The organism is Cupriavidus sp. SZY C1 (assembly GCF_032190535.1).
In the GTDB taxonomy this organism is placed as follows: Bacteria; Pseudomonadota; Gammaproteobacteria; order Burkholderiales; family Burkholderiaceae; genus Cupriavidus; species Cupriavidus pauculus_C.
Window position 1 is genome coordinate 228,985 of sequence record NZ_JAUANU010000003.1, and the last position, 21,322, is coordinate 250,306.

The window sequence follows — 21,322 nt, forward strand, 5'->3', positions numbered from 1 at the left end:
GATTGCAAAAAAGCGGCGCCCACTGAACAATCGGCGGCGGCCACCCACCCATGGAGAGGAACCGATCGTGATATCGAGCTTGCCCGGCGTGCTGTTCGACGGCGTGACATACGGCAGCCTGCTGTTCCTGATCAGCATCGGCCTGTCGGTGACGATGGGCCTGATGAACTTCGTCAACCTTGCCCACGGCGCGTTTGCCATGCTGGGCGGCTACGTGTCCGTGGTGGCGATGAACCGCGCGGGCGTGCCGTTCCTGGCCGCGCTGCCGGTGGCGTTCGTGGCCGCCGCGCTGGCCGGCTGGCTGCTGGAGCGCACGCTCTACCGCCGGCTCTACCGCGCCAGCCATCTCGACCAGGTGCTGTTTTCCATCGGCCTGACGTTCATGGCGATGGCCGGCGCGACGTGGCTGTTCGGCCCCGGCCAGCAGCCCGTGACGCTGCCGGCGTTCCTGATCGGCCAGGTGCGGGTGGCCGGGCTCGACCTGGGCGCCTACCGGCTGTTCCTGCTGGCCGTGGTCGTGGTCATCACGCTGGCGCTGGGCTGGCTGGTGGCCCGCACGCGCTTTGGCGCGCAGGTGCGGGCGGCCGTGGACAACCAGCAGGCCGCCAGCGGGCTGGGCATCGACGTGGACCGCGTGTTCAGCCTGACCTTCGCGCTGGGGTCCGGGCTGGCCGGGCTGGGCGGCGGGCTTGGCATCGACGTGCTGGGGCTGGACCCCACGTTCCCGCTCAAGTACATGGTGTACTTCCTGCTGGTGGTGGCCGTGGGCGGTGCGGGCAGCATCCGCGGATCGCTGGTGGCGGCGATGGTGCTGGGCGTGGCCGACGTGGCTGGCAAATACTACGTGCCCGCCGTGGGCGCGTTCGTGATCTACGCGATGATGGTGCTGCTGCTGGTGGCGTTTCCGGCCGGCCTGTACGGGAGGCGCCCGGCATGACGCGCGTGACGTCTTCCCATCGCCTGCCCGACGCCCGCTGGCATGCGGCCGAGATCGTGTTCTGGCTGGTGCCGGTGGCCGCGTTCTTCGCGCTGCCGGGCTACCTGATCCTGGGCAGCCAGATCCTGATTGTCGGCCTGTTCGCGCTGTCGCTGGATCTGATCCTCGGCTACGCGGGCATCGTCTCGCTGGGCCATGCGGCGTTCTTCGGGCTGGGCGCCTACACGGCCGGCCTGCTCGGCGCGCATGGCTGGGGCGAGCCGGTGTCCGGGCTGCTGGCCGCCGCTGGCGTGGCGGCGTTCGCGGGCTGGCTGTGCAGCTTCCTGGTGGTGCGCGGCGGCGACCTTACGCGCCTGATGGTGACACTCGGCATCGGCCTGATGCTGTTCGAGGCCGCCAACAAGGCGGCGTTCGTGACCGGCGGCGTGGACGGGCTGTCGGGCGTGACGATGCAGCCGCTGCTGGGGCTGTTCGAATTCGACCTGTTCGGCAAGACCGCCTACGTGTACAGCCTGGTGGTGTTGTTCCTGCTGTTCGTGCTGGTGCGGCGCATCGTGGCGTCGCCGTTCGGGCTGTCGCTGCGCGGCGTGCGCGAAGGCGCGCGGCGGATGCCGGCGCTGGGCGCCAACGTGCCGCAGCGGCTGCGCGCGGTGTTCACGGTGTCGGCGGCCATCGCGGGCGTGGCGGGCGGGCTGCTGGCGCAGACCACGCAGTTCGTCGGCATGGACGTGCTGGGCTTTCCGCGCTCGGCCGAACTGCTGGTGATGCTGGTGCTGGGCGGCACGGGCCGGCTCTACGGCGCGTTGGTGGGCGCCGCGCTGTTCATGATCGCGCAGGACGTGCTGGCCGGCATCAATCCGGTGTACTGGCAATTCTGGATCGGGCTGCTGCTGGTGCTGATCGTGCTGTTCGCGCGGGGCGGCGTGATGGGGGCGGTGGACGCGTGGACGTCGCGCCGCCGTGCACGGGCCGCGCTGGAACAGGAGGCCGATGCATGACCGCCGCGCTGCGCACCGAGGGGCTGTGCAAGTCCTGGGGCGGCTTTGCCGCCAATACCGATATCTCGCTGCATTTCGCGCCGGGCGCGCGCCATGCGCTGATCGGCCCGAACGGGGCCGGCAAGACCACGTTCATCAACCTGCTGACCGGCGCCTTGCCGCCCACGGCCGGCCGCATCTGGCTGGGCGACCGCGATATCACGGGCCTGCCGCAGCACGCGCGCGTGGGGCTGGGCATGACGCGCACGTTCCAGATCAACACGCTGTTCCCCGGGCTGACGGTGCTCGAATCAGTGGTGCTGGCCGTGGCCGAGCGCACCGGCGCGGCGCGGATCTGGGCCCGCACGGTGGCGTCGCAGGCCGCCCTGGTCGACGAGGCCATGGCGCTGCTGGCGCTGCTGCGCCTGGACCGCGATGCCGATACCGAGACCCGCCAGCTCCCGTACGGCAAGCAGCGGCTGCTGGAGATGGCGCTGGCGCTGGCCACGCGGCCGTCGATCCTGCTGCTCGACGAGCCCGCCGCCGGCATCCCGGCCGGCGAGAGCGCCGAACTGTTCGCGGTGATCGCCGCGCTGCCGCGCGACATCACGATCCTGTTCATCGAGCACGACATGGACCTGGTTTTTCGCTTTGCCGAGCGGATCACGGTGCTGGTGGGCGGCCGCGTGCTGACCGAAGGCACCCCGGCCGAGATTGCCGCCGATCCGCGTGTGCGCGAGGTCTACCTGGGGGAGGCCGCCCATGGCTGAACTGCTGCGCGTGGAGGGCATCCGCGCCGGCTACGGCGACGCCGTGGTGCTGGAACAGGTGGACCTCTCGCTGGCCGCCGGCGACAGCCTGGCGCTGCTGGGCCGCAACGGCGTGGGCAAGAGCACGCTGCTGGCCACGCTGATGGGGTTCACGCGCGTGCGCGGCGGCAAGGTGTTCTGGCAGGGCCGCGAACTGGGCCGCACGCCGCCGCACCGGCGCGCGCAGGCCGGCATCGGCTGGGTGCCGCAGGAGCGCTGGGTGTTTCCGTCGCTGACGGTCGAGGAGCATCTGGCCGCCGTGGCCCGGCCGGGGCCGTGGGACATCCCGCGCGTCTACCGGGCCTTTCCCAGGCTGGAAGAGCGTCGGCGCAACCTTGGCAACCAGTTGTCCGGCGGCGAGCAGCAGATGCTGGCCATCGCCCGGGCGCTGATGACCAACCCCGCGCTGCTGCTGCTGGACGAGCCGTTGGAGGGGCTGGCGCCGATCATCGTCCAGGAGCTGCAGCGGACGATTGCCACGCTGATCGGCGACGGCGGCATGGCCGTGATCGTCGTGGAGCAGCATGCCCGGATGGCGCTGGCGATGACCAGGCAGGCGCTGGTGCTGGATCGCGGCCGCGTGGTGCACCGGTCCGACAGCGCCAGCCTGCTGGCCGACCGGGCGCTGCTGGACCGGCTGGTGACGGTGCGGCAGGGGTAGGGCGGTGGCGCGCTAGGGCGGCAGGCTGCTGTAGAAGGCCGCAAGGTTGGCGATGTCGGCGTCCGACAGCGGCTTGGCCATCATCGTCATCATCTCGTCCTTGCGCGCGCCGGTCTTGTAGTCCTTGAGCGCCTTGGCCAGGTAGGCCTCGACCTGGCCGGCCAGATGGGGTGCCTCGGGCAGCTTGGACTTGCCGTCCAGGCCATGGCACGCCTGGCACTGCATGGCCTTGGCCCGGCCGGCCTTGGCGTCGGCGGCCAGCGCGGGCGGGCACAACGCCGCCGCCAGCAGCAGGAGCGCGGCGGCGCGCAAGGTGGGGTGCCTGACGAGCGGACCGGTCATTTCGCGCCCGAGTACGAGATGCGGTAGATGGCGCCGGCGTAGTCGTCCGACACCAGCAGCGAGCCGTCCTGCAGCTGCTGCACGTCCACGGGGCGGCCGATGTACTCGCCGTTCGGCGTCAGCCAGCCTTCGGCAAAGACCTCGGTCTCGCCGGCGCTGCCATCGGGCTTGACGGCCGTGTAGACGATGCGCGCGCCGATGGGCTTGGTGCGGTTCCACGACCCGTGCTCGGCCGCGAACACGCCGCCCTGGTACTTGGCCGGGAACATCTTGCCGGTATAGAACGACATGCCCAGGTCGGCCGCGTGGGCGGCGTATTCCACCACCGGGAAGACCGCGTCCTTGGGCGGCTCCTGGTCCTTGTACTCGACGGTGCGGACCTTGCCGCCGCCGTACCACGGGAAGCCGAAGTTCTGGCCGGCCTTGGTGGCGCGGTTCAGCTCGCCGGGCGGCTGGTCGTCGCCCATGCCGTCCACCTGGTTGTCGGTGAACCACAGGGTCTTGTCGGCCGGATTGAAGTCGAGCCCCACGGAATTGCGCACGCCCAGCGCGTAGTTCTCGCGGTTCTTGCCGTCCTGGCCCACCCGGATGATGCCGGCGATGCCGTTCTTGTTCAGCGCGGCCAGCTTGTCCTTCGGCGGGACGTTCCAGGGCTGGCCCAGCGCGATATAGATCTTGCCGTCGGGGCCCACGCGGCACGCCCGCGCGCCGTGGTTGAAGCTCTCGAATTCGGCCGGGATCAGCTTGCCCTGCGGCACCACCACGGCGGCGGCCACGTCCGGGCCGCCTTCGCCAAAGAACTGCGCGGCCGGAAAGCCGAGCACACGGTTTTGCTCGACGACGTAGAGGATGCCGTCGGGCGAGAAGCACACGCCGTTGGGCACCTTGAACGTGATGGCACTGGCAAACTGGACCACGTCGTCGGCCACGCGGCGCTTGGTGCGGTCCGTCACCTGCCAGACGCGGTTCTTGCGGGTGCCGACGAACACCACGCCGGTGGATGGCTCGACGGCCATGTGGCGCGCCTCGGGCACCACGGCGAACAGTTCGATCTTGAAGCCTTGCGGCAGCTTGATGGTCTTCAGGTTCTCGCGCAGGGCGTCGGCCTTTTTGCCGTCCTGGGCGATCTTCTCGGCGGGCGCGGCCCCGGTCTGCTTGAAGTTCTGGAGCTTCTGCAGGTTGTCGGCAGGGGCTGCGAGGAGGGGTGAAGCGGCCACGACCAACGACGCGGCCATGGCGATGGCTGAGCTCTTCATCGTGATGTCTCCGGAGTTCTTGTGTGGCGGCCCAGGGCAGGCGCCGCCAGACAAGGGTAGGACAGCTTTTGCGCCAAGGGAAATGCACAATCCCGAGATCGCGATGAAAGATTTCGATGGCCGGGCGGCTACTTGCCGGAATCCTTCACGTCCGCGAACTTGTCGAACTCGACGTTGAACAGCTCGCCGTTGACCTTTTCGACCTTGCGGATATAGACGGTCTGGATCACATCGCGCGTGGCCGGGTCGATCGTGATGGCCCCGCGCGGGCTCTGCAGCTTCATGCCCTTGAGCGCGCCCAGGAACTTGTCGCCGTCGGTGGCGCCGCCGGTCTTCTTCAGCGCCTCGGCAATGGCGGCCATGCCGTCGTAGGCGGCCACGGCCATGAAGTTGGGCCGCCCGGCGCCCGGGTTGGCCTCGGCAAACGCCTTCAGGAACGCCTTGTTCTCCTTCGAATCATGCGCGGCCGAATAGTGGAACGACGTGATCACGCCCAGCGTGGCGTCGCCCATGGCCGGCAGCACGTGGTCGTCGGTCAGGTCGCCGGTGGCAATCACGCGGATGCCGGCGTCGGCCAGCCCGCGTTCGCGGAAGCCCTTCATGAATGCCACGCCCTGCTCGCCGGCGGGCAGAAACAGAAACACCGCTTCTGGACGGGCGTCCTTGATGCGCTGGATGAATGGCGCGAACTCGGGGTTGCGCAGCGGCACCCGGATCGATTCCACGATCTGGCCGCCACCGCCCAGGAAATTGGTCTTGAACGCGGTCTCGGCGTCGATGCCGGGCGCGTAGTCGGCCACCAGCGTCACCACCTTGCGGATGTTGTTGCGCACCGCCCAGGTGGCCATCGGCGCCGAGATCTGCGGCAGCGTCATCGACACGCGGGCGATGTAGCTGGACTTGGTCGTGATGACCGACGAGGCCGCGTTGAAGATCACCATCGGCTTCCTGGCCTGCTCGGCAATCGGCGCCACGGCCAGCGCCTCGGGCGTCAGGCCGAAGCCGGCCAGGATGTCCACCTTGTCGCGCACCACCAGTTCCTGCGCCAGCCGCTTGGCTACCTCGGGCACCGGGCCTGTGGTGTCCTTGACGATGATCTGGAGCTTGCGGCCCGCCACCGTGTCGCCGTGGAGCTTCTGCCACGCCTTGATGCCGCCTTCCATCTGCTTGCCGTAGTCGGCAAAGCTGCCCGAGAACGGCGCGATCAGGCCGATCTTGACCGGGTCGGCGGCGTGGGACAGCGGGACATGCGCAAGGACGGCAAGGGCGCCGCACGCCAGCATGGCGCGCCGCAGCAGACTGAACGTCATGGAAGGTCTCCCGTGAAAGTGCAGCATCGGGCGGCTGCATCGATCAGGGAGTGTAGAGGCGCGGGCGGTTTTGTGCCAGTCGGGGAATGTTGTACGGCGGTGGGTGCCGCTACGCCGACCGGGATGGTTGGCTCCCCTCTCCGGCATTGCGGGAGAGGGGTCGGGGGTGAGGGCGTTGAGGTTCAAATTGCCGACAGTCGCATCTTGGGACGCCGGCCCTCACCCCCAGCTCCTGTCCCGCGGGCGGGAGAGGGGAGCTAAGGTGCGTTGCTTCAGACCACCGTCGCCAGGGCCAGCGTGAACAGCAGGGCCACCACGGAGATGATCGTCTCCGCCACGGACCACGTCTTGAACGTCTGGGCGACGGTCATGTTGAAGTATTCCTTGACCAGCCAGAAGCCGCCGTCGTTGACGTGGGACAGGATCAGCGAGCCGGCGCCCGTGGTCAGCACCAGCAGTTCGGGGCGGGTGCCCGGCACGCTGGCGGCGATCGGGGCGACGATGCCGGCGGCCGTGGTCATGGCAACCGTGGCCGATCCGGTGGCGATGCGGATCATCACGGCCACGAGCCAGCCCAGCACCAGCACCGACACGTTGGCGTGCGTGGCCACGTCGACGATGGCCGTGGAGATGCCCGAGTCGCGCAGGATGCGGCCAAAGCCGCCGCCGGCGCCCACCACCAGCGTGATGATCGCGGTCGGCGCCACGCACTCGTTGGTGAACTTCAGGATCATGTCGCGGTTGAAGCCGCGCGCCTTGCCGAACGTGTAGAAGCTGAACAGCGTGGCAATCAGCAGCGCCATCACCGAGTTGCCGATCAGCTTCAGGAAGTCGTTGGCGAACGTCTTGGGCGTGGTGATCAGGTCCGCCCAGCTGCCGATCAGCATCAGGAACACCGGCAGCAGGATGGTGAGCACCGTGATGCCGAAGCCCGGCAGGTTGCCCGACTTGGCCGAATCGGCTTCCTCGGTCAGTTGCTCGGCCAGCGGGTTCACGGCCGGCAGCTTCACGTGCCGGTCGATCAGCTTGGCGAACAGCGGGCCGGCGATGACGGCCGTGGGAATGCCCACGATCAGCGCGTACAGGATGGTGCGGCCCATGTCGGCGCCGTACGCCTGCACGGCCAGCAGCGCGGCCGGGTGCGGCGGGATCAGGCCGTGCACGACGGACAGGCCGCACACCATGGGGATGCCCACCAGGATCATCGACGTGTTCGTGCGCTTGGCGACGTTGAACGCGATGGGGATCAGCAGCACGAAGCCGACCTCGAAGAACACCGGCAGGCCGACGATGAACGCGATGACCACCATGGCCCAGTGCACGTTCTTTTCGCCGAAGAAGTTGATCAGCGTGAGCGCGATGCGCTCGGCGCCGCCCGATTCGGCCATCATCTTGCCGAGCATCGTGCCCAGCCCGATGACCAGCGCGATATGGCCCAGCGTGCCGCCCACGCCGGCCTCGAACGACTTCACGATGTCGCCCATCGGCATGCCCACGGCAAAGCCCAGGGCCACCGAGACCACCACCAGCGTGATGAACGGATTCAGTTTGTACTTGGCGATCAGGATCACCAGCGCGATCACGGCGATCAGCGCGTAAATCAAGAGCGTGGTTCCGGTTACGGCACCCATGTCTCGTCTCCTTGTGGCGGGCGCCGGCCTGACGGACGGTCCGCTTCCGCTATGAAAAAAGCCGCAATCTGCGTACGCGGCGGGTGAATGAAATCGTGATGTGGCCGGCTGGCTCGCCGGCGGCGCGCTCGGTGGCGCGGGGGGGCTACGCGGCGCTCAGGGGCGCTTGTAGGCGATGCAGTCCACCTCGACCTTGCAGTCCACCACCATGCTCGACTGCACGCAGGCACGGGCGGGCGGGTTGGCGCCGAAGTATTCCTTGAAGATCTTGTTGAACGACGGGAAGTCGCGGGCGTCGTCCAGCCAGACGCCGCAGCGCACCACGTGTTCGGGGCCGTAGCCGGCTTCGGCCAGGATGGCCAGCACGTTGCGGATGGCCTGGTGGGTCTGGGTGACGATGTTGCCCTCGACCACCTCGCCGTCGACCATCGGCACCTGGCCCGACACGTAGAGCCAGCCGTCGGCCTGCACGGCGCGCGCGAAGGGCATGTGCGAGCCACCCTGGCCCGTGCCGCCTTCGACGCCAAATCGCTTGATGTCCATGAAAACTCCTGTTTCTCGGATGCTTGGGAATTAGGGATGGGACGCGGCCGCGCCGCCGCGCGGCAGGAACCGTCCGGCGCGCACGCCGGTGGCGGCGCGCTGCTGCCAGGTCAGCTCGCCGTTGACCCAGACCGCGGCAATGCCTTCGGCCGGCTGCATCGGGTCCGTGAAGCTGGCCGCGTCGCGGATGGTGGCCGCGTCGAACAGCACGAGGTCTGCCCAGTAGCCTTCGCGCACAAAGCCGCGCTCGCGCAGGCCGAAGCGCTCGGCCGACAGGCCCGTCATCTTGTTGATGGCCACCGCCAGCGGAAACAGCTCGCGGTCGCGGGCGTAGTGGCCCAACACGCGCGGAAACGCGCCCCACAGGCGCGGATGGGGCAGGGGGTCGTTGGGCAGGCCGTCGGACCCCACCACGGTGGCCGGATGGCTCAGGATGCGGTCCACGTCGGCGTCTTCCATGCAGTGGTAGACCGCCCCGGCCGGCTGCAGGCGCCGCGCCGCTTCCATCATGTCCACCTGCCATTCGGCGGCGATGTCGGCCAGCAGCCGGCCGCCCATGGCGGGATGCGGTTCAGACCACGTCACCTGGATGTCGAAATCGCTGGTCACCTGCTTCAGGTCCAGCGTCGACGAACTGGCCGTGTACGGATAGCAGTCGCAGCCCACGGGCTGCCAGCGCTGCGCGGCTTCGAGCGATTGCAGTACCTCGCCGCTGCGGCCCCAGTTGGGCACGCCGGCGCATTTCAGGTGCGAGATGACCACGGGCACGCGGGCATGGCGGCCGATGCGGTACGCCTCGTCCATCGCATCGAGAATCTCGGCAAATTCGCTGCGCAAGTGGGTGGCGTAGAGCGCGCCGGCATCGGCCAGCGGCTCGGCCAGCGCCAGCACTTCCTCGGTGGGGGCGCTGAAGGCGTTGGCGTAGGCCAGCCCGGTGGACAGCCCCAGCGCGCCGTGCGCGAGCGCTTCTTCCAGCTGGGTGCGCATGGCGGCAATCTCGTCGGCCGTGGCGGCGCGGTCGAAGCGGTCCATGTGGTTGCTGCGCAGCGCCGTGTGGCCCACCAGCGCGGCCACGTTGACCGATGGCTGCGCCGCGTTCACGGCGTCGGCGTAGCTGCGGAAATCGGGGTAGCGGAAGGCGTCGGCGCGGCCCAGCAGGTTCATCGGGTCGGGCGGGTCGCCGGCCAGCGTCACCGGCGCGGCGCTGATGCCACAGTTGCCGACGATCACCGTGGTCACGCCCTGCGAGATCTTCGGCGTCATGGCCGGGTCGCGCACGACGTTGGTGTCGTCGTGGGTGTGCACGTCGATAAAGCCGGGCGAAAGCACCAGGCCGTGGCCTTCCACCACGTGCGACGCGGTGTCGGGGTCGATGGTGCCGGCGTCGTCGATGCGGGCGATGCGGCCGTCGCGGATGCCGACGTCGGCCATGCGGGCCGCGGCGCCCGAGCCGTCGAGCAGCATCACGGCGCGGATCAGGGTATCGAACAGGTGTGGCATGGTCAGTCTCCCAGCGGCTGGCGGCTGTCCGGGCCGTCGCTGTCCTGGCTGACGCCGCGATGGGCGTCGAGCACGTATTTCAGGCGGCGCAGCTTTTCCTTGCTCTGGTCCTGCTGGAGCATGGCGCACTGCGTGGCGAGCACGTCCACCACCAGCAGCATCGCGTAGCGCGACGCCGACGGCTTGAAGATGAAATCGGTTTCCAGCGTGCGCACGGGCAGCAGCACGTCGGCGCGGGCCGCCAGCGGCGACCCCAGCGCGGTCACGGCGATCAGCCGGGCTCCGTACTCGCGTGCGATGTCGCAGCTCGCCAGCATCTCGGGCACGTTGCCGCTGGTGGAAAACGCCAGCACCACGTCGTCGCGCGACAGCGTGGCCGCCACCATCTTCTGCAGCACGGCGTCGTGATAGGTCGCCACGGGCGCGCCAAGCCGCGCCAGCCGGTAGCGCGCCTCGTCCGCCATGAACGTCGAGCCGCCGCCCATGCCAAAAGCGTAGACCATGCGTGCGTCGACCAACAGCCGGGCCGCCTGGGCGATGCGCTCGGGGTCGATCAGCTTGCGGTTGACTTCCAGCGTGGTCAGTACGTCGGTATGGATGCGTTCGGCCAGCGCCGCGGGCGAGTCGGCATCGGCCGGGGCCGGCACGGGCTGGAGAAAGCGGGTGCCGACCGCCGTGGCCTGGGCCAGGCGCAGCTTCAGGTCGCGCACGTCGCGGCAGCCGATGGCCTTGGCAAAGCGGGTGACGCTGGCTTCGCTCACGGCCGCCTTGCGCGCCAGTTCGTTGATGCTGGCGGCCGCCGCACCGGCCAGATCCTCAAGAATCACCTGCGCCACCTTCTGCTCGGCCAGGCGCAGCGACGGGCCGCGCTCGGCGATGCGGGTCAGGATGTCGAACGGCGCGGTCATGGCGGGCGTGGGCAGGCTGGCGGGCCGGAACGGCACTCCGTCCGGCACTGCATGTTACTTTCTAACAAGGATGAAATATCGTAGTTTCAAGGCTATGATTACGTCAATCGAATTTTTACAGGGTGATGTCAGCCATGCGTGAAACAAAGTACCAGACCGGAATGATCGATCCGCTGAACAAGGCTCTGGGCCGTCTGGACGCGCCGCTGACTCCCGCCGAGGCCGGCCAGACCGGCTGGCAACTGCTGCAGGAAGAATTGAGCCTGCCGGCCGCCGTGCTCTACGAAGACAAGCTCGTTCACAACCTTCAGTGGATGCGGAAGTTCATGGGCGCCTATGACGTGCAGCTTGCGCCGCATGGCAAGACGACGATGGCGCCCAAGCTGTTCGCGCGCCAGCTGGCCGAGGGCGCGTGGGGCATCACGCTGGCAACGGCCCAGCAGACGGCCGCCGCCGCCGCGCACGGCGTCAAGCGGGTGCTGATGGCCAACCAGCTGGTGGGCCGCCGCAACATGGAAATCGTGGCCGATCTGCTGCGCGACCCCGGCTTCGAGTTCTTCACGCTGGTCGATTCGGCCGCGCTGGTCGACCAGCTGGGCGCCTTCTTCCAGGCGCGCGGTCAGTCTCTGCAAGTGTTGCTGGAACTGGGCGTGGAAGGCGGCCGCACCGGCGTGCGCGACGCGGCGCAGCAGGCCGAGGTGCTGGCGGCGCTGTCGCGCTGGCCCGACGCGCTGTCGCTGGCCGGTGTGGAGGTCTACGAGGGCGTGCTGCAGCAGGAGGCCGATATCCGTCGCTTCCTGCAGCGCACCGTGGCCGTCACGCGTGAACTGGCGGCGGCCGGCCGCTTCGGGCGCAGCCCCGTGGTGATGTCCGGCGCGGGGTCGGCGTGGTACGACGTGGTGGCCGAGGAGTTCGCGCGAACCGACATCGGCGTGCCCATCGACATCGTGCTGCGCCCCGGCTGCTACCTGACCCACGACGTGGGCATCTACCGCGCCGCCCAGGAGCGCATCCTGGCCAGCAACCCGGTGGCACAGAAGATGCGCGAGGGGCTGTTGCCGGCGCTGCAGCTCTGGGCCTACGTGCAGTCGATCCCGGAGCCGCGGCGCGCCATCATCGGCATGGGCAAGCGCGACGCCGCGTTCGACGCGGGCATGCCGCTGCCGGCGCAGATCTATCGCCCCGGTACGGCCGCCCCGGTGCCGGTGCCGACGGCCTGGCAGGTGACCGGCATGATGGACCAGCACGCGTACCTAGAAATCGGCGCTGGCGATGATATTCGTGTCGGCGATATGATTGCCTTCGATATCTCGCATCCCTGCCTGACGTTCGACAAGTGGCGCCACATCCCCGTGCTGGACAGCCAGTTGCGCGTCATCGACATCGTGCAGACCTTCTTCTGACCCACAGAGAGGCACGCCTTCATGAGTATCGACATCCTTGCCTACGGCGAGCCGCTGGTGGAGTTCAACCAGCAACCCGACGACCCCAGCCGCTACCTGCAGGGCTTTGGCGGCGACACGTCCAACTTTGCGATCGCGGCGGCCCGCCAGGGCGCGAGCGCCGGCTACATCGGCGCGGTTGGGGCCGACAGCTTCGGCGAGCGCCTGCTGGCGCTCTGGACCCAGGAGCGCGTGGATACGCGCCACGTCAGCGTGAACGCGGCGGCGCCCACGGGCGTCTACTTCGTGTCCCACGACAGCCACGGCCACCGCTTCGACTACCTGCGCGCGGGCTCTGCGGCCAGCCGCTACCACCACGAGCAACTGCCGCTGGCGGCCATCGCGCAGGCGCGCTACCTGCACCTGTCGGGCATCAGCCTGGCCATCAGCACATCGGCCTGCGACGCCGGGCTGGCGGCGATGGAACACGCGCGCAAGGCGGGCGTGCAGGTGTCGCTGGACACCAACCTGCGGCTGCGGCTGTGGTCGCTGGCGCGGGCGCGCGGCATCATGCGCGAGGCGTTCTCGCTGACCGACGTCTGCCTGCCGAGCTGGGACGACATCACCGTGCTGACCGGCCTGGACGACCGCGACGCCATCGTCGACCACCTGCTGGCTTGCGGCGTGAAGATCGTCGCGCTGAAGCTGGGCGAGGAGGGCAGCTACGTGGCCACGCCCGAGGCGCGCTCGCTGGTGGCGCCGTACCCGGTGCGGCCGCTCGATGCCACGGGCGCGGGCGATTGCTTTGGCGGCAGCTTCATCGCCCGGCTGGCGGCCGGCGACGACCCGTTCGAGGCGGCCCGCTATGCCAACGTGGCGGCGGCGCTGTCCACCACGGGCTACGGCGCCGTGGCGCCGATTCCCTCGGCCGAGGCCGTGCTGGCCCGGCTGGAGCGCGGCGTGTCGGTCATCGCCTGAGACCGGCCGTCACACAGCACCATGAACCTACCGAATACTGTCATGCAAATCCAACCTTCCCCGCTGATCGAACGCCTGACCCACGTGCCGGTGATTCCGGTGCTCGAATACCACTCGGTCGACGACGCGCTGCATATCAGCGAGGCGCTGGTCGAAGGCGGCCTGCCGATGCTGGAAATCACGCTGCGCACGCCGGTGGCGCTGCAGGCCATGGAAGCCGTGGCCAAGGCGCTGCCGCAGGCGGTGGTCGGCGCCGGCACGGTGCTGAGCGTGGACCAGCTTCACGCCGTGCGCGACGCCGGCGCGCAGTTCGCCGTGTCGCCGGGCCTGACGCAGACGCTGGCCGATGGCGCCCAGGGCGCCGGCATCGCGCTGCTGCCGGGCGTGGCCACGGCCAGCGAGGCGATGTTCGCGCTGGAATGCGGGTTCTCGTTCCTGAAGTTCTTCCCGGCCGAGGCGGCCGGCGGCGTGCCGATGCTGAAGTCGCTGCACGGACCTTTGTCGCAGCTGAAGTTCTGCCCCACCGGCGGCATCGACCTGGCCAAGGCGGCCACGTACCTGGCGCTGCCCAACGTGGTCTGTGTCGGCGGCTCGTGGGTGGTGCCCAAGGACGCCGTGGCCGCCAAGGACTGGGCGCGCATCCGCACGCTGGCCCAGCAGGCCGCGCAACTTGGCAAGTCCTGACAAGCAGAACAGGGTAGGGCGGTAAGACTTACAACGGCGGTCCGAATGACACGCCGGATGGAAAGCCCGCCAGATGAAAAAAGGGCGCCGCGAGGCGCCCTTTCCTGTTGCCGCCGGGGCTGGAATGCCCCCGGGCGACGCAAATCGTTCTTCCTGCTTCCGCCTTACTTCGACTTCTCGGCGGTGTTCTCCAGCTTCTGTCCGCCCTTCTGGACGTCCTGTCCGAGACCGGACATCGTGTTGCAGCCAGCCAGCAGCGAGGCAACCAGTACACACCAGATCCATCCTTTTTTCATCAGCGGCTCCTTTCAGGGATAGTAGGAAGTGGGCACATTTTATCGTCGCCCTGACGGCCGTTGATGCAGGATGTGTGCCAATTTGTAATTAGGAAAGTGTCTGACAGACGGCGTCCGATGGCCCGGTGTTGAACCCCGGCCGCTTCACCGTTTGAGCAGCTGGCGCGCCCGTGCCGCGATGGCCGGATGGGTCTGTTGGAGCCAGGCGGCAGGGAAGGGCTGGGCCAGGAGGAAACCCTGCACGGTGTCGCAGCCCCAGGCGCGCACCACGTCGAGTTGCGCGGCGGTCTCCACGCCCTTGGCGCAGACGGCCACGCCCCGGGCCTTGGCGTATGCGCACGCGCGTTGCAGATTGGCGGCCATGCCGGCCGGCTGGGCGGCGTGGCCGAGGTGACGGGCGTCCAGCGTGACCATGTCGGGCTGGACGCGGGCCAGCGCGGCGTGGCTGGCGGGCGAATCGGTAAAGTCGGCCAGCGCGATGCCCACGCCGCCGTCGCGCAGGCGCGCGGCCTTGTCGGTGGCCTCCGCGCTGTCGGGCACGATGTCGACCGGCACTTCCACGCAAAGCTGGCCGGGCGCCACGTCCAGCGACGCGATGGCGCGGCGCAGCATGGCGATCGTGTCGTCGGCCTGCATCTGCGAACTGGTGGCCAGCAGCGTGAATTGCAGCGGCCCCAGCGCGCTGGCGTCGCGCAGCAGTGGCAGCACGTGCTGGAGCGTCCAGCCACCGATGGCGTTCATCATCCCGAGCGCTTCGGCGGCGGGCAGGAAGTCTTGCGGCGCCACGCGGCCCAGCACCGGATGCTGCCAGCGCAGCCGGACCGTATAGGCCGTGATCGTGCCGGTGCCCAGGCAGGCGCGCGGCTGGAGTTGCAGGCTTAGTTCGCCACGGTCGATGGCGCTGGGCAGGGCGGCCAGCAGCGTTGCCATGCGCGGCGCCGGGGGCCGGCTGGCCGAGCCGATGCCGGCGCCGCCGCGCCGGTTGACCTGCAGCATCGCGTCGAACGCCTGTTGCAGCAGTCGCTCCGTCCCGGTGTCGGGCTGGTCGACGGCGCTGCCGATGCTGCTGGACAGGAACAGTTCGAACTTGTCGACGAGGAACGGCCCGGCAAGCGCCTGGGAAATGGCCTCGCTGAGCGCGCGGGCGTCGTCGGACCCTTCTGACAGCACGCAGGCCACGCCCAGATCGGCTGGCCCCAGCCATTGCACGGCCACCGGCATCGATGCCACCGAGGTGGCGCGCCGCTTGACCTCGGCGCGCAGCAGTTGCGCGCGGGCCGGGCCGATGGTGTCGCAGGCGTGCGAGAAGCGGTCGAGCCGGATGACGAGCACGGCCAGCAGGTGGGCCGGGCTGAAGTGCGCGCGGTGTTCTTCCAGGGCGGCCAGAAACGCCACCGGCTGGAGCGCGGCGGAAGGCGCGTCGGCAGGCGACCCACTGCCACCGACGCCAGGAGGTGGCGTGCCGTTGGTGTCAGGATCCATCAATTACCCGTGCTGGCAGCAAATTCATGTGCAATGGCCGCCCGCGATACCCGGACTGCATTCCCGTTCATACGTATGCCGACGCGCTCTGCTGGCGCGATTCGGCTGTTGCGACGCTACTACGTAGTACTACGTAGCCTTGGTGCGTATAGGTCAGATCATACGGCAGCCTGCGCAGAATTCGTCAAACGACTATGCCTGCGTGGCGTCCTCGTCGCTCGCTTTTTGATGGCAAACAACGGTGGTGCAGGTCGGCCCGCCAACGTCTTGACCTTGGCACCGAATCAGCGATAAACGCGCCAGGTTTTGCCGTCCGCCTGCCCAATAGAAAACGGGCGCCTGGGGCGCCCGTTCCTGGGGTCCTGCCGGGTCCAGCCGGTTGCCCGGCCAGCGTGCCGGGGGGTCAGCCCGTGGTCTCGGCCTCCGGGCCGTCATCCGGCGGCACGCGCGACGCCAGCACCTTGTCGATCCGCTTGCCGTCCATGTCGATGATCTCGAACTTCCAGTCGGCCCACTGCACGGTGTCGGCCGTCTGCGGCAGCCGGCCCAGCAACAGCAGCAGCATGCCGGACAGCGTGTGGTAGCGCTCCTTGTCTTCCTCGGGCACGGCGCGCAGGCCGGTGCGGTCCTTGAGTTCGGGGATCGGGATCAGGCCGTCGAGCAGCCACGAGCCGTCGTCGCGCTGGACGGCCCACTCCTCGCCAGCCGTCTCGGTCTTGAACTCGCCCGTGATGGCCTCGATCAGGTCCTGCAGCGTCACCAGGCCCAGCACTTCGCCGTATTCGTCGATGACAAAGGCGATCTGGCCGCCCGAGGCCCGGAAGTTCTCCAGCAGTTCCATGCCGGTCACGCTTTCCGGCACGAACACGGCCGCCTGCAGCACGGCCGTCAGGTCGGCCTTCTCGCCGCGCAGCCGGCGCGCCAGCAACTGGCGGGCGCTGACCACGCCCAGGATGTCGTGCATGCCGCCGCGCACGACCGGGAACCGCGAGTGATCGGATTCCTCGATGCGGCGCAGGTTTTCTTCCTCGGTCAGTTCGACGTCCAGGTAGGCCACGTCGCCGCGCGGCACCATCAGCGAAGCAAGCTGGCGGTCGTCCAGCCGGAACACGTTGCGGACCATCGTGTGCTCGTGGCGCTCGATCACGCCGGCCTCGGAGCCTTCCACCAGCAGCGCGTGGATTTCTTCCTCGGTCACGGCGGGGCCACGGTCGGACTTCACGCCCAGCAGGCGCAGCACCAGTTGCGTGGAACCGGACAGCAGCTTGACGAAGGGCTTGGACGCGGTGGCCAGGATGGAAATCGGGCGCGCCACCAGGCGGGCGATGGTTTCCGGCGCCAGTTGCCCCAGCCGCTTGGGCACCAGCTCGCCGAGCACGATCGAGAAATAGGTCAGGCCGGCCACGACGATGGCGGTGGCCATGTAGCCGGCCGTCGTCGCCGAAATGCCAAAGCCCTGGAGCCAGACGGCCAGCGGTGACGCCAGCGTCGATTCGCCGACCACACCGTTCAGCACGCCGATCGACGTGATGCCGATCTGTACCGTGGACAGGAAGCGCGTCGGGTCTTCGCCGAGTTTTACCGCTTCCATGGCGCCGCGGTCGCCCGCTTCGATCTGGCGCTGGAGCCGGGCCTTGCGGGCCGTGACCAGCGCGATTTCGGACATGGCGAACAGGCCGTTCAACAGGATCAGCGCCAGCAGTATGGCTATTTCCATCAGGGTGCGCGCCCTGTGCGCGCGGGAATTGAAAAGTCAGAGCATACCATCCGCATGTGACGCCGCCTGCCATGTGGTGACGTTGGCGTCACCTGTTGCGGGGTGCACGATCCGTGCCGGCGTCGGCGTTTTGCCCGGGCCGGGGCTGCACGTCCCGCGCGATGGCCGGCCCGGCCGCGTCCCGGGCGGCGTGCAGCGCATAGGCGGCTTCCAGCTCCATCCAGTACTCGGCCGACGTGCCGAAATAGCGCGCCAGCCGGATCGCGGTCTCGGGCGACATCGCGCGCTTTTGCCACAGGATGCCTTCGATGCGTGTCACCGGTACACGCAGGGCCAGCGCCAGCGCGCTGGTGGACAGCGCGGCGGGCACCATGAACTCGTACAGTAGGACGTCGCCGGGGGCCGGGGGCGGGTCGGCCATGGCGCGCGGCGCCGTCTCTTGTGGAACGTGGCAGGATGGATCGGGCAGGTTTTCGGTCATGGCTGGCACTGGCTCGCTGGTGGGTTGGGAATGACCCCAGCTTAGGCGTGGCGGACTGGGTCGGAAATGCGACGAATCTGAAACTGGCGCCATGGCGCAGCGATGGTCGGGAATGGCTGTCATTACCTGCGAGGTAGTCGTGGCGGCGCGGCCGCTGTGCTGTAATGCACCGCATGGACACCCTGACGCCCGGCTCCGAAGCCGCCATCGACTTTCCCGGACTCCTGCGCTACTGGCGCGCCAGGCGCGGCTATAGCCAGCTGGCGCTGTCGCTGGCGGCGGGGGTCTCCCAGCGCCATATCAGCTTCCTGGAATCGGGGCGGGCGCGGCCGAGCCGCGAGATGGTGCTGGCGCTGGCCGAGCGGCTGGGCGTGCCGCTGCGGCAGCGCAACCGGCTGCTGCTGGCCAGCGGCTATGCGCCCGCTTACAGCGAAAACACGTTGGCGGCGCCCGCGATGCAGATGGTGCGGCAGGCCATCTCGCTGATCCTGGCCAAGCAGGAACCGTATCCGGCCGTGGTGCTGGACCGCTTCTGGCACCTCGTCGACGCGAACGATGCCTACCGGCGCATGCTGGCCCAACTGCTCGGCAGCCCCGAGCCGGCGGCGGGGGGCGAGGAGGGCGCGCGGCTCAATCTGATGCTGGCCGTGTTCGACCCGGACGGACTCTGGCCGATGATCGAGAACGCCCGGCAGGTGGGCCACTACCTGCTGCGGCGCGTCTGGCAGGAACTGCAGGTGCAGGCGCACGACCAGACCGCGCGGGATATCCTGGGCCGCATCGCCGCCTGGCATCCGGACATGGTCGACGCCGGCGGCCTGGTGATCGGCGACGACGATCCGGCCGAAGGTCCGCTGCCGCCGGTGCTGCCCGTGGTGGTGCGCTCGGGCGATTTCCGGGCCTCGCTGTTCTCCACGCTGACCACGCTCGGCAACCCGCAGGACATCACGCTCCAGGAGCTGCGGATCGAGTGTTTCTATCCGGCCGACGATGCGACCCGACAGTTGTTCGAGGCGCTGGCAGCCGGTCCGGCCGACACGAAAACCCCTTCGGCGTCGTAGTTCCGCTAGAAAAGCACAGTCGTGCTACCATCGCCCGGCCGTCGCGGCGCCCAATGCCGCGGCGGCATCGTTACGTCTTCAGGGCGGGGTGAAAGTCCCCACCGGCGGTATGCGGCCACTGTGCAGAACAGGGTGCCGCGAGCCCGCGAGCGCCCGCACATCGTGCGGGGTCAGCAGACCTGGTGAGAAGCCAGGGCCGACGGTCATAGTCCGGATGAAAGAAGATGGGCGGCAACCGCGTGGCAGGCCCACGCGCGAGGCGGCGCTGGCCGTTCGCGCGGGCGCCAGCATGGCGCGGGGCCGCCAATCGTTCCCCTGAAACGCCCATGGAAACTTGATTCGGAGCGTTTCACTCATGCTGACCCTCAACCCCAGCCATACCCCCGAACCGGCCGCAGACGAGCTTGCCGTGGCCGATGCCGACCCGCGTCCGCTTGCCGTGCGCATCGCCCAGGCGCTGGACGCCATGCGCGACGGGCGGCCCGTCGTGCTGCTGGACGACGACGACCGCGAGAACGAGGCCGACCTGATCCTGGCCGCCGAGCGGCTCACGCAGGCCAACATGGCGATGATGATCCGCGAATGCAGCGGCATCGTCTGCCTGTGCCTGACCGCCGACAAGGTGCGCCAACTGGGCCTGCGCCCGATGGTCGAGCACAACCGCAGCCAGTACGGCACCGCGTTTACGGTGTCGATCGAGGCACGCGAGGGCGTGACCACCGGCGTCAGCGCCGCCGACCGCATCACGACGATCCGCGCCGCCATCGCCGACGATGCCGGCACCGACGCCGTGGTCAGCCCGGGGCACGTGTTCCCGCTGGTGGCCGTCGATGGGGGTGTGCTGGCTCGCCGCGGGCATACCGAGGGCTCGGTGGAGCTGGCGCGCATGGCCGGATTGTCGCCGGCGGCGGTGCTGTGCGAGCTGATGAATCCCGATGGCACGATGGCGCGCCGGCCCGAGGCGCTGGCCTTCGCCGAGATGTACCAGTTGCCGGTGCTGACGATTGCCGACCTCGTCGCGTGGCGCGAGTCGCAAGGCTGATCCTGCGCAACGTCTGCGTGATTAAGCGCGCCTTGAGGCCATGCGGTACGGCCCGGGCGCGCTTTTTCACGTGTGCCGGGCTGTCGCGATGGCTGCGGGCTGTGCGAGAATGCGCGGGCTCTTCCCGTCCTTACGAGGGTTCTCCCGATGTTTTTCCGCATGCTCGCACGCACGGCCCTGTTCGCCGGCGCGTGTCTCAGTCTCGCGGCGCACGCCGAATCGAACGGTGCGCCGCCCTTCAATAACGCCAGCGTCCGTCCGGCCGCAGCCAGCGCGCTGTACCAGTGCCAGGGGCCAAATGGCGGCACCGTGTTCCGCGCGACGCCGCGCGAAGGTTGCACGCTCGTGGCATCGCCCGATCCCGGCGCGCCGGACCCGCAGCGCTGGTTGCCGCTAATGGGGCCGAACGGGGTGATTTCCTATCTGGACCAGTCGTCGATTCGCCGGCGCGGCAGCGAGGTGGGCGTGGCACTGGTCCACAACGCGCCGCCGGGCGTGATCAAGACGACCAGCGGGGAGATGATCCGCTCGTCGCTGAAGCGGATGGTGCTGAACTGCGCGACGTCGATGTACGCGGTGGTCGAGCAGACGCTCTATGCCAAGCGCTACGCGCGCGGCGAGTCGCTCTATACGATCCGCGGCCCGCAGGCCGGGATGCCGCAACCGGCGGCGTCGGGTACGCTGGCGGGCGATCTCGTGTCCCGCCTGTGCCACTGAGCGTGGCAGGCCGCTGACCGGCGGCCAGCGGCGCATCGCCCGGCCTTACTCGGCCACGTGGGCGGCCTTCCAGGTGCCGTTCGGCTGCTTGCAGAACCAGCCCGACCACGCCTCGGTGGCGCTGCCGCGCTTAAGTTCCGACTTGAGACGGCGGCAGGTGCGGCCTGCGTCGGTCTTCGTGGCGACCGGCTCGATCGTGCCGTCGACGGCCTGGCGGCGGTTCTCTGCCGGGTAGTGCCAGGTCACGGTCTTGTTGTCTTCCGTATCGTTCAGCGCCGTGCGCACCGATTTCTGCAGCGACGCCGCTTCCTTCTTGGTCAGCGTGCCGACGATGCTGCCGGACAGGTACGTCTCGAAATAGGCGAACGCGGGCTGCATCGTGCCCATCAGCAGTGCGCAGCCAAGGCCGGCCGCTACCGTCATGCGGGTTTGTCGCGAAGTGCGCATGTCAGATCCTCTCGGGTGGGAAACGTCGAACACGGGAGCGATTGTAAGCGCGCGGTGTGCGTTCCGGTGCATCGGAGTGCGTCTGCGGACGGGGCGGCCCGGCGCGCGTTCCAACTGGGCTGGCCCTCGACGTTCACCATCGTCTCGCTGGTCCGCCGGCA

At 68.9% G+C, this 21,322-nt stretch carries 22 protein-coding genes and 1 riboswitch; of the genes, 10 read left to right on the plus strand and 12 right to left on the minus strand.

What is annotated here, in order from left to right:
* The first annotated feature begins 70 nt into the window (after positions 1 to 70).
* Genes QTN24_RS07320 through QTN24_RS07335 form a run of 4 tightly spaced genes read left to right on the plus strand, consistent with a single transcriptional unit; the run spans position 71 to position 3,384 of the window.
* Positions 71 to 937 carry a branched-chain amino acid ABC transporter permease gene (locus QTN24_RS07320; RefSeq protein ID WP_409558990.1) on the plus strand — a complete coding sequence of 289 codons (867 nt, stop codon included), beginning with the start codon at positions 71 to 73 and terminating at the stop codon, positions 935 to 937.
* On the plus strand, positions 934 to 1,935 hold the full coding sequence (locus tag QTN24_RS07325) for a branched-chain amino acid ABC transporter permease (RefSeq protein ID WP_124686440.1): 1,002 nt from the start codon (positions 934 to 936) through the stop codon (positions 1,933 to 1,935). Before QTN24_RS07320 ends, QTN24_RS07325 begins: the two co-directional genes overlap by 4 nt.
* On the plus strand, positions 1,932 to 2,684 hold the full coding sequence (locus QTN24_RS07330; protein ID WP_313836054.1) for an ABC transporter ATP-binding protein: 753 nt from the start codon (positions 1,932 to 1,934) through the stop codon (positions 2,682 to 2,684). The genes QTN24_RS07325 and QTN24_RS07330 overlap by 4 nt, the downstream gene beginning before the upstream one ends.
* Positions 2,677 to 3,384, plus strand: coding sequence for an ABC transporter ATP-binding protein (locus QTN24_RS07335; protein ID WP_313836056.1), 708 nt, complete (start codon positions 2,677 to 2,679; stop codon positions 3,382 to 3,384). Before QTN24_RS07330 ends, QTN24_RS07335 begins: the two co-directional genes overlap by 8 nt.
* A 12-nt stretch (positions 3,385 to 3,396) precedes the next feature.
* Here QTN24_RS07335 and QTN24_RS07340 read toward each other — a convergent pair whose 3' ends face one another.
* The 7 genes from QTN24_RS07340 to QTN24_RS07370 all read right to left on the minus strand — a co-directional run bounded on the left by QTN24_RS07340 (position 3,397) and on the right by QTN24_RS07370 (position 10,874).
* Complete coding sequence (locus tag QTN24_RS07340) at positions 3,397 to 3,726, minus strand: c-type cytochrome (RefSeq protein ID WP_124686443.1); 330 nt, start codon at positions 3,724 to 3,726, stop codon at positions 3,397 to 3,399.
* Positions 3,723 to 4,961: a PQQ-dependent sugar dehydrogenase gene (locus QTN24_RS07345; protein ID WP_253700375.1), complete on the minus strand. Its 1,239-nt coding sequence runs from the start codon at positions 4,959 to 4,961 to the stop codon at positions 3,723 to 3,725. The genes QTN24_RS07340 and QTN24_RS07345 overlap by 4 nt, the downstream gene beginning before the upstream one ends.
* 149 nt (positions 4,962 to 5,110) lie before the next feature.
* Positions 5,111 to 6,292 (minus strand): ABC transporter substrate-binding protein, encoded by a 1,182-nt coding sequence (locus tag QTN24_RS07350; RefSeq protein ID WP_313836058.1) that lies wholly within the window; start codon positions 6,290 to 6,292, stop codon positions 5,111 to 5,113.
* Between the two features lie 272 nt (positions 6,293 to 6,564).
* On the minus strand, positions 6,565 to 7,923 hold the full coding sequence (locus tag QTN24_RS07355) for a GntP family permease (protein WP_124686446.1): 1,359 nt from the start codon (positions 7,921 to 7,923) through the stop codon (positions 6,565 to 6,567).
* A gap of 156 nt (positions 7,924 to 8,079) precedes the next feature.
* Positions 8,080 to 8,466, minus strand: a complete 387-nt coding sequence (locus tag QTN24_RS07360) for a RidA family protein (RefSeq protein WP_124686447.1) — start codon at positions 8,464 to 8,466, stop codon at positions 8,080 to 8,082.
* Positions 8,467 to 8,496: 30 nt separating this feature from the next.
* The gene (locus QTN24_RS07365; RefSeq protein ID WP_313836061.1) at positions 8,497 to 9,966 is read right to left on the minus strand and encodes a D-aminoacylase; all 1,470 of its coding nucleotides are present in this window, start codon (positions 9,964 to 9,966) and stop codon (positions 8,497 to 8,499) included.
* 2 nt (positions 9,967 to 9,968) lie between these two features.
* Entirely contained in the window at positions 9,969 to 10,874 is a 906-nt protein-coding gene (locus tag QTN24_RS07370) for a MurR/RpiR family transcriptional regulator (protein WP_313836383.1), read from the minus strand.
* A gap of 134 nt (positions 10,875 to 11,008) precedes the next feature.
* Between QTN24_RS07370 and QTN24_RS07375 the strand changes: the two genes are divergently transcribed.
* The 3 genes from QTN24_RS07375 to QTN24_RS07385 are packed head-to-tail and all read left to right on the plus strand — an operon-like array spanning position 11,009 to position 13,918.
* Positions 11,009 to 12,277: an amino acid deaminase gene (locus tag QTN24_RS07375; protein ID WP_313836062.1), complete on the plus strand. Its 1,269-nt coding sequence runs from the start codon at positions 11,009 to 11,011 to the stop codon at positions 12,275 to 12,277.
* Between the two features lie 21 nt (positions 12,278 to 12,298).
* On the plus strand, positions 12,299 to 13,234 hold the full coding sequence (locus QTN24_RS07380; protein WP_313836063.1) for a sugar kinase: 936 nt from the start codon (positions 12,299 to 12,301) through the stop codon (positions 13,232 to 13,234).
* 42 nt (positions 13,235 to 13,276) lie between these two features.
* Entirely contained in the window at positions 13,277 to 13,918 is a 642-nt protein-coding gene (locus QTN24_RS07385) for a bifunctional 4-hydroxy-2-oxoglutarate aldolase/2-dehydro-3-deoxy-phosphogluconate aldolase (protein ID WP_124686452.1), read from the plus strand.
* A gap of 164 nt (positions 13,919 to 14,082) precedes the next feature.
* Here the strand turns inward: QTN24_RS07385 and QTN24_RS07390 are convergent, their stop codons facing one another.
* From QTN24_RS07390 to QTN24_RS07405, 4 genes are all read right to left on the minus strand, one after another.
* The gene (locus QTN24_RS07390) at positions 14,083 to 14,214 is read right to left on the minus strand and encodes an entericidin A/B family lipoprotein (RefSeq protein ID WP_124686453.1); all 132 of its coding nucleotides are present in this window, start codon (positions 14,212 to 14,214) and stop codon (positions 14,083 to 14,085) included.
* Between the two features lie 144 nt (positions 14,215 to 14,358).
* Complete coding sequence (locus tag QTN24_RS07395; protein ID WP_313836066.1) at positions 14,359 to 15,696, minus strand: GGDEF domain-containing phosphodiesterase; 1,338 nt, start codon at positions 15,694 to 15,696, stop codon at positions 14,359 to 14,361.
* Between the two features lie 403 nt (positions 15,697 to 16,099).
* The gene (locus tag QTN24_RS07400; RefSeq protein ID WP_124686455.1) at positions 16,100 to 17,413 is read right to left on the minus strand and encodes a hemolysin family protein; all 1,314 of its coding nucleotides are present in this window, start codon (positions 17,411 to 17,413) and stop codon (positions 16,100 to 16,102) included.
* Positions 17,414 to 17,501: 88 nt separating this feature from the next.
* Positions 17,502 to 17,894, minus strand: a complete 393-nt coding sequence (locus tag QTN24_RS07405; RefSeq protein WP_313836067.1) for a HigA family addiction module antitoxin — start codon at positions 17,892 to 17,894, stop codon at positions 17,502 to 17,504.
* Between the two features lie 173 nt (positions 17,895 to 18,067).
* Here QTN24_RS07405 and QTN24_RS07410 point away from each other — a divergent pair, with 173 nt between their 5' ends.
* The 3 genes from QTN24_RS07410 (at position 18,068) to QTN24_RS07420 (ending at position 20,714) form a co-directional block, all read left to right on the plus strand.
* Complete coding sequence (locus QTN24_RS07410) at positions 18,068 to 18,955, plus strand: helix-turn-helix domain-containing protein (RefSeq protein ID WP_313836068.1); 888 nt, start codon at positions 18,068 to 18,070, stop codon at positions 18,953 to 18,955.
* 70 nt (positions 18,956 to 19,025) lie between these two features.
* A riboswitch (FMN riboswitch) is annotated at positions 19,026 to 19,185 on the plus strand.
* A 125-nt stretch (positions 19,186 to 19,310) separates the two neighbouring features.
* Entirely contained in the window at positions 19,311 to 19,997 is a 687-nt protein-coding gene (ribB, locus tag QTN24_RS07415) for a 3,4-dihydroxy-2-butanone-4-phosphate synthase (protein WP_313836069.1), read from the plus strand.
* A gap of 147 nt (positions 19,998 to 20,144) precedes the next feature.
* Positions 20,145 to 20,714, plus strand: a complete 570-nt coding sequence (locus QTN24_RS07420) for a surface-adhesin E family protein (protein WP_313836070.1) — start codon at positions 20,145 to 20,147, stop codon at positions 20,712 to 20,714.
* Between the two features lie 45 nt (positions 20,715 to 20,759).
* On the opposite strand, the gene QTN24_RS07425 is transcribed toward QTN24_RS07420, so the two are convergent.
* Positions 20,760 to 21,161, minus strand: a complete 402-nt coding sequence (locus QTN24_RS07425; protein ID WP_313836072.1) for an RT0821/Lpp0805 family surface protein — start codon at positions 21,159 to 21,161, stop codon at positions 20,760 to 20,762.
* Positions 21,162 to 21,322: the final 161 nt, after the last annotated feature.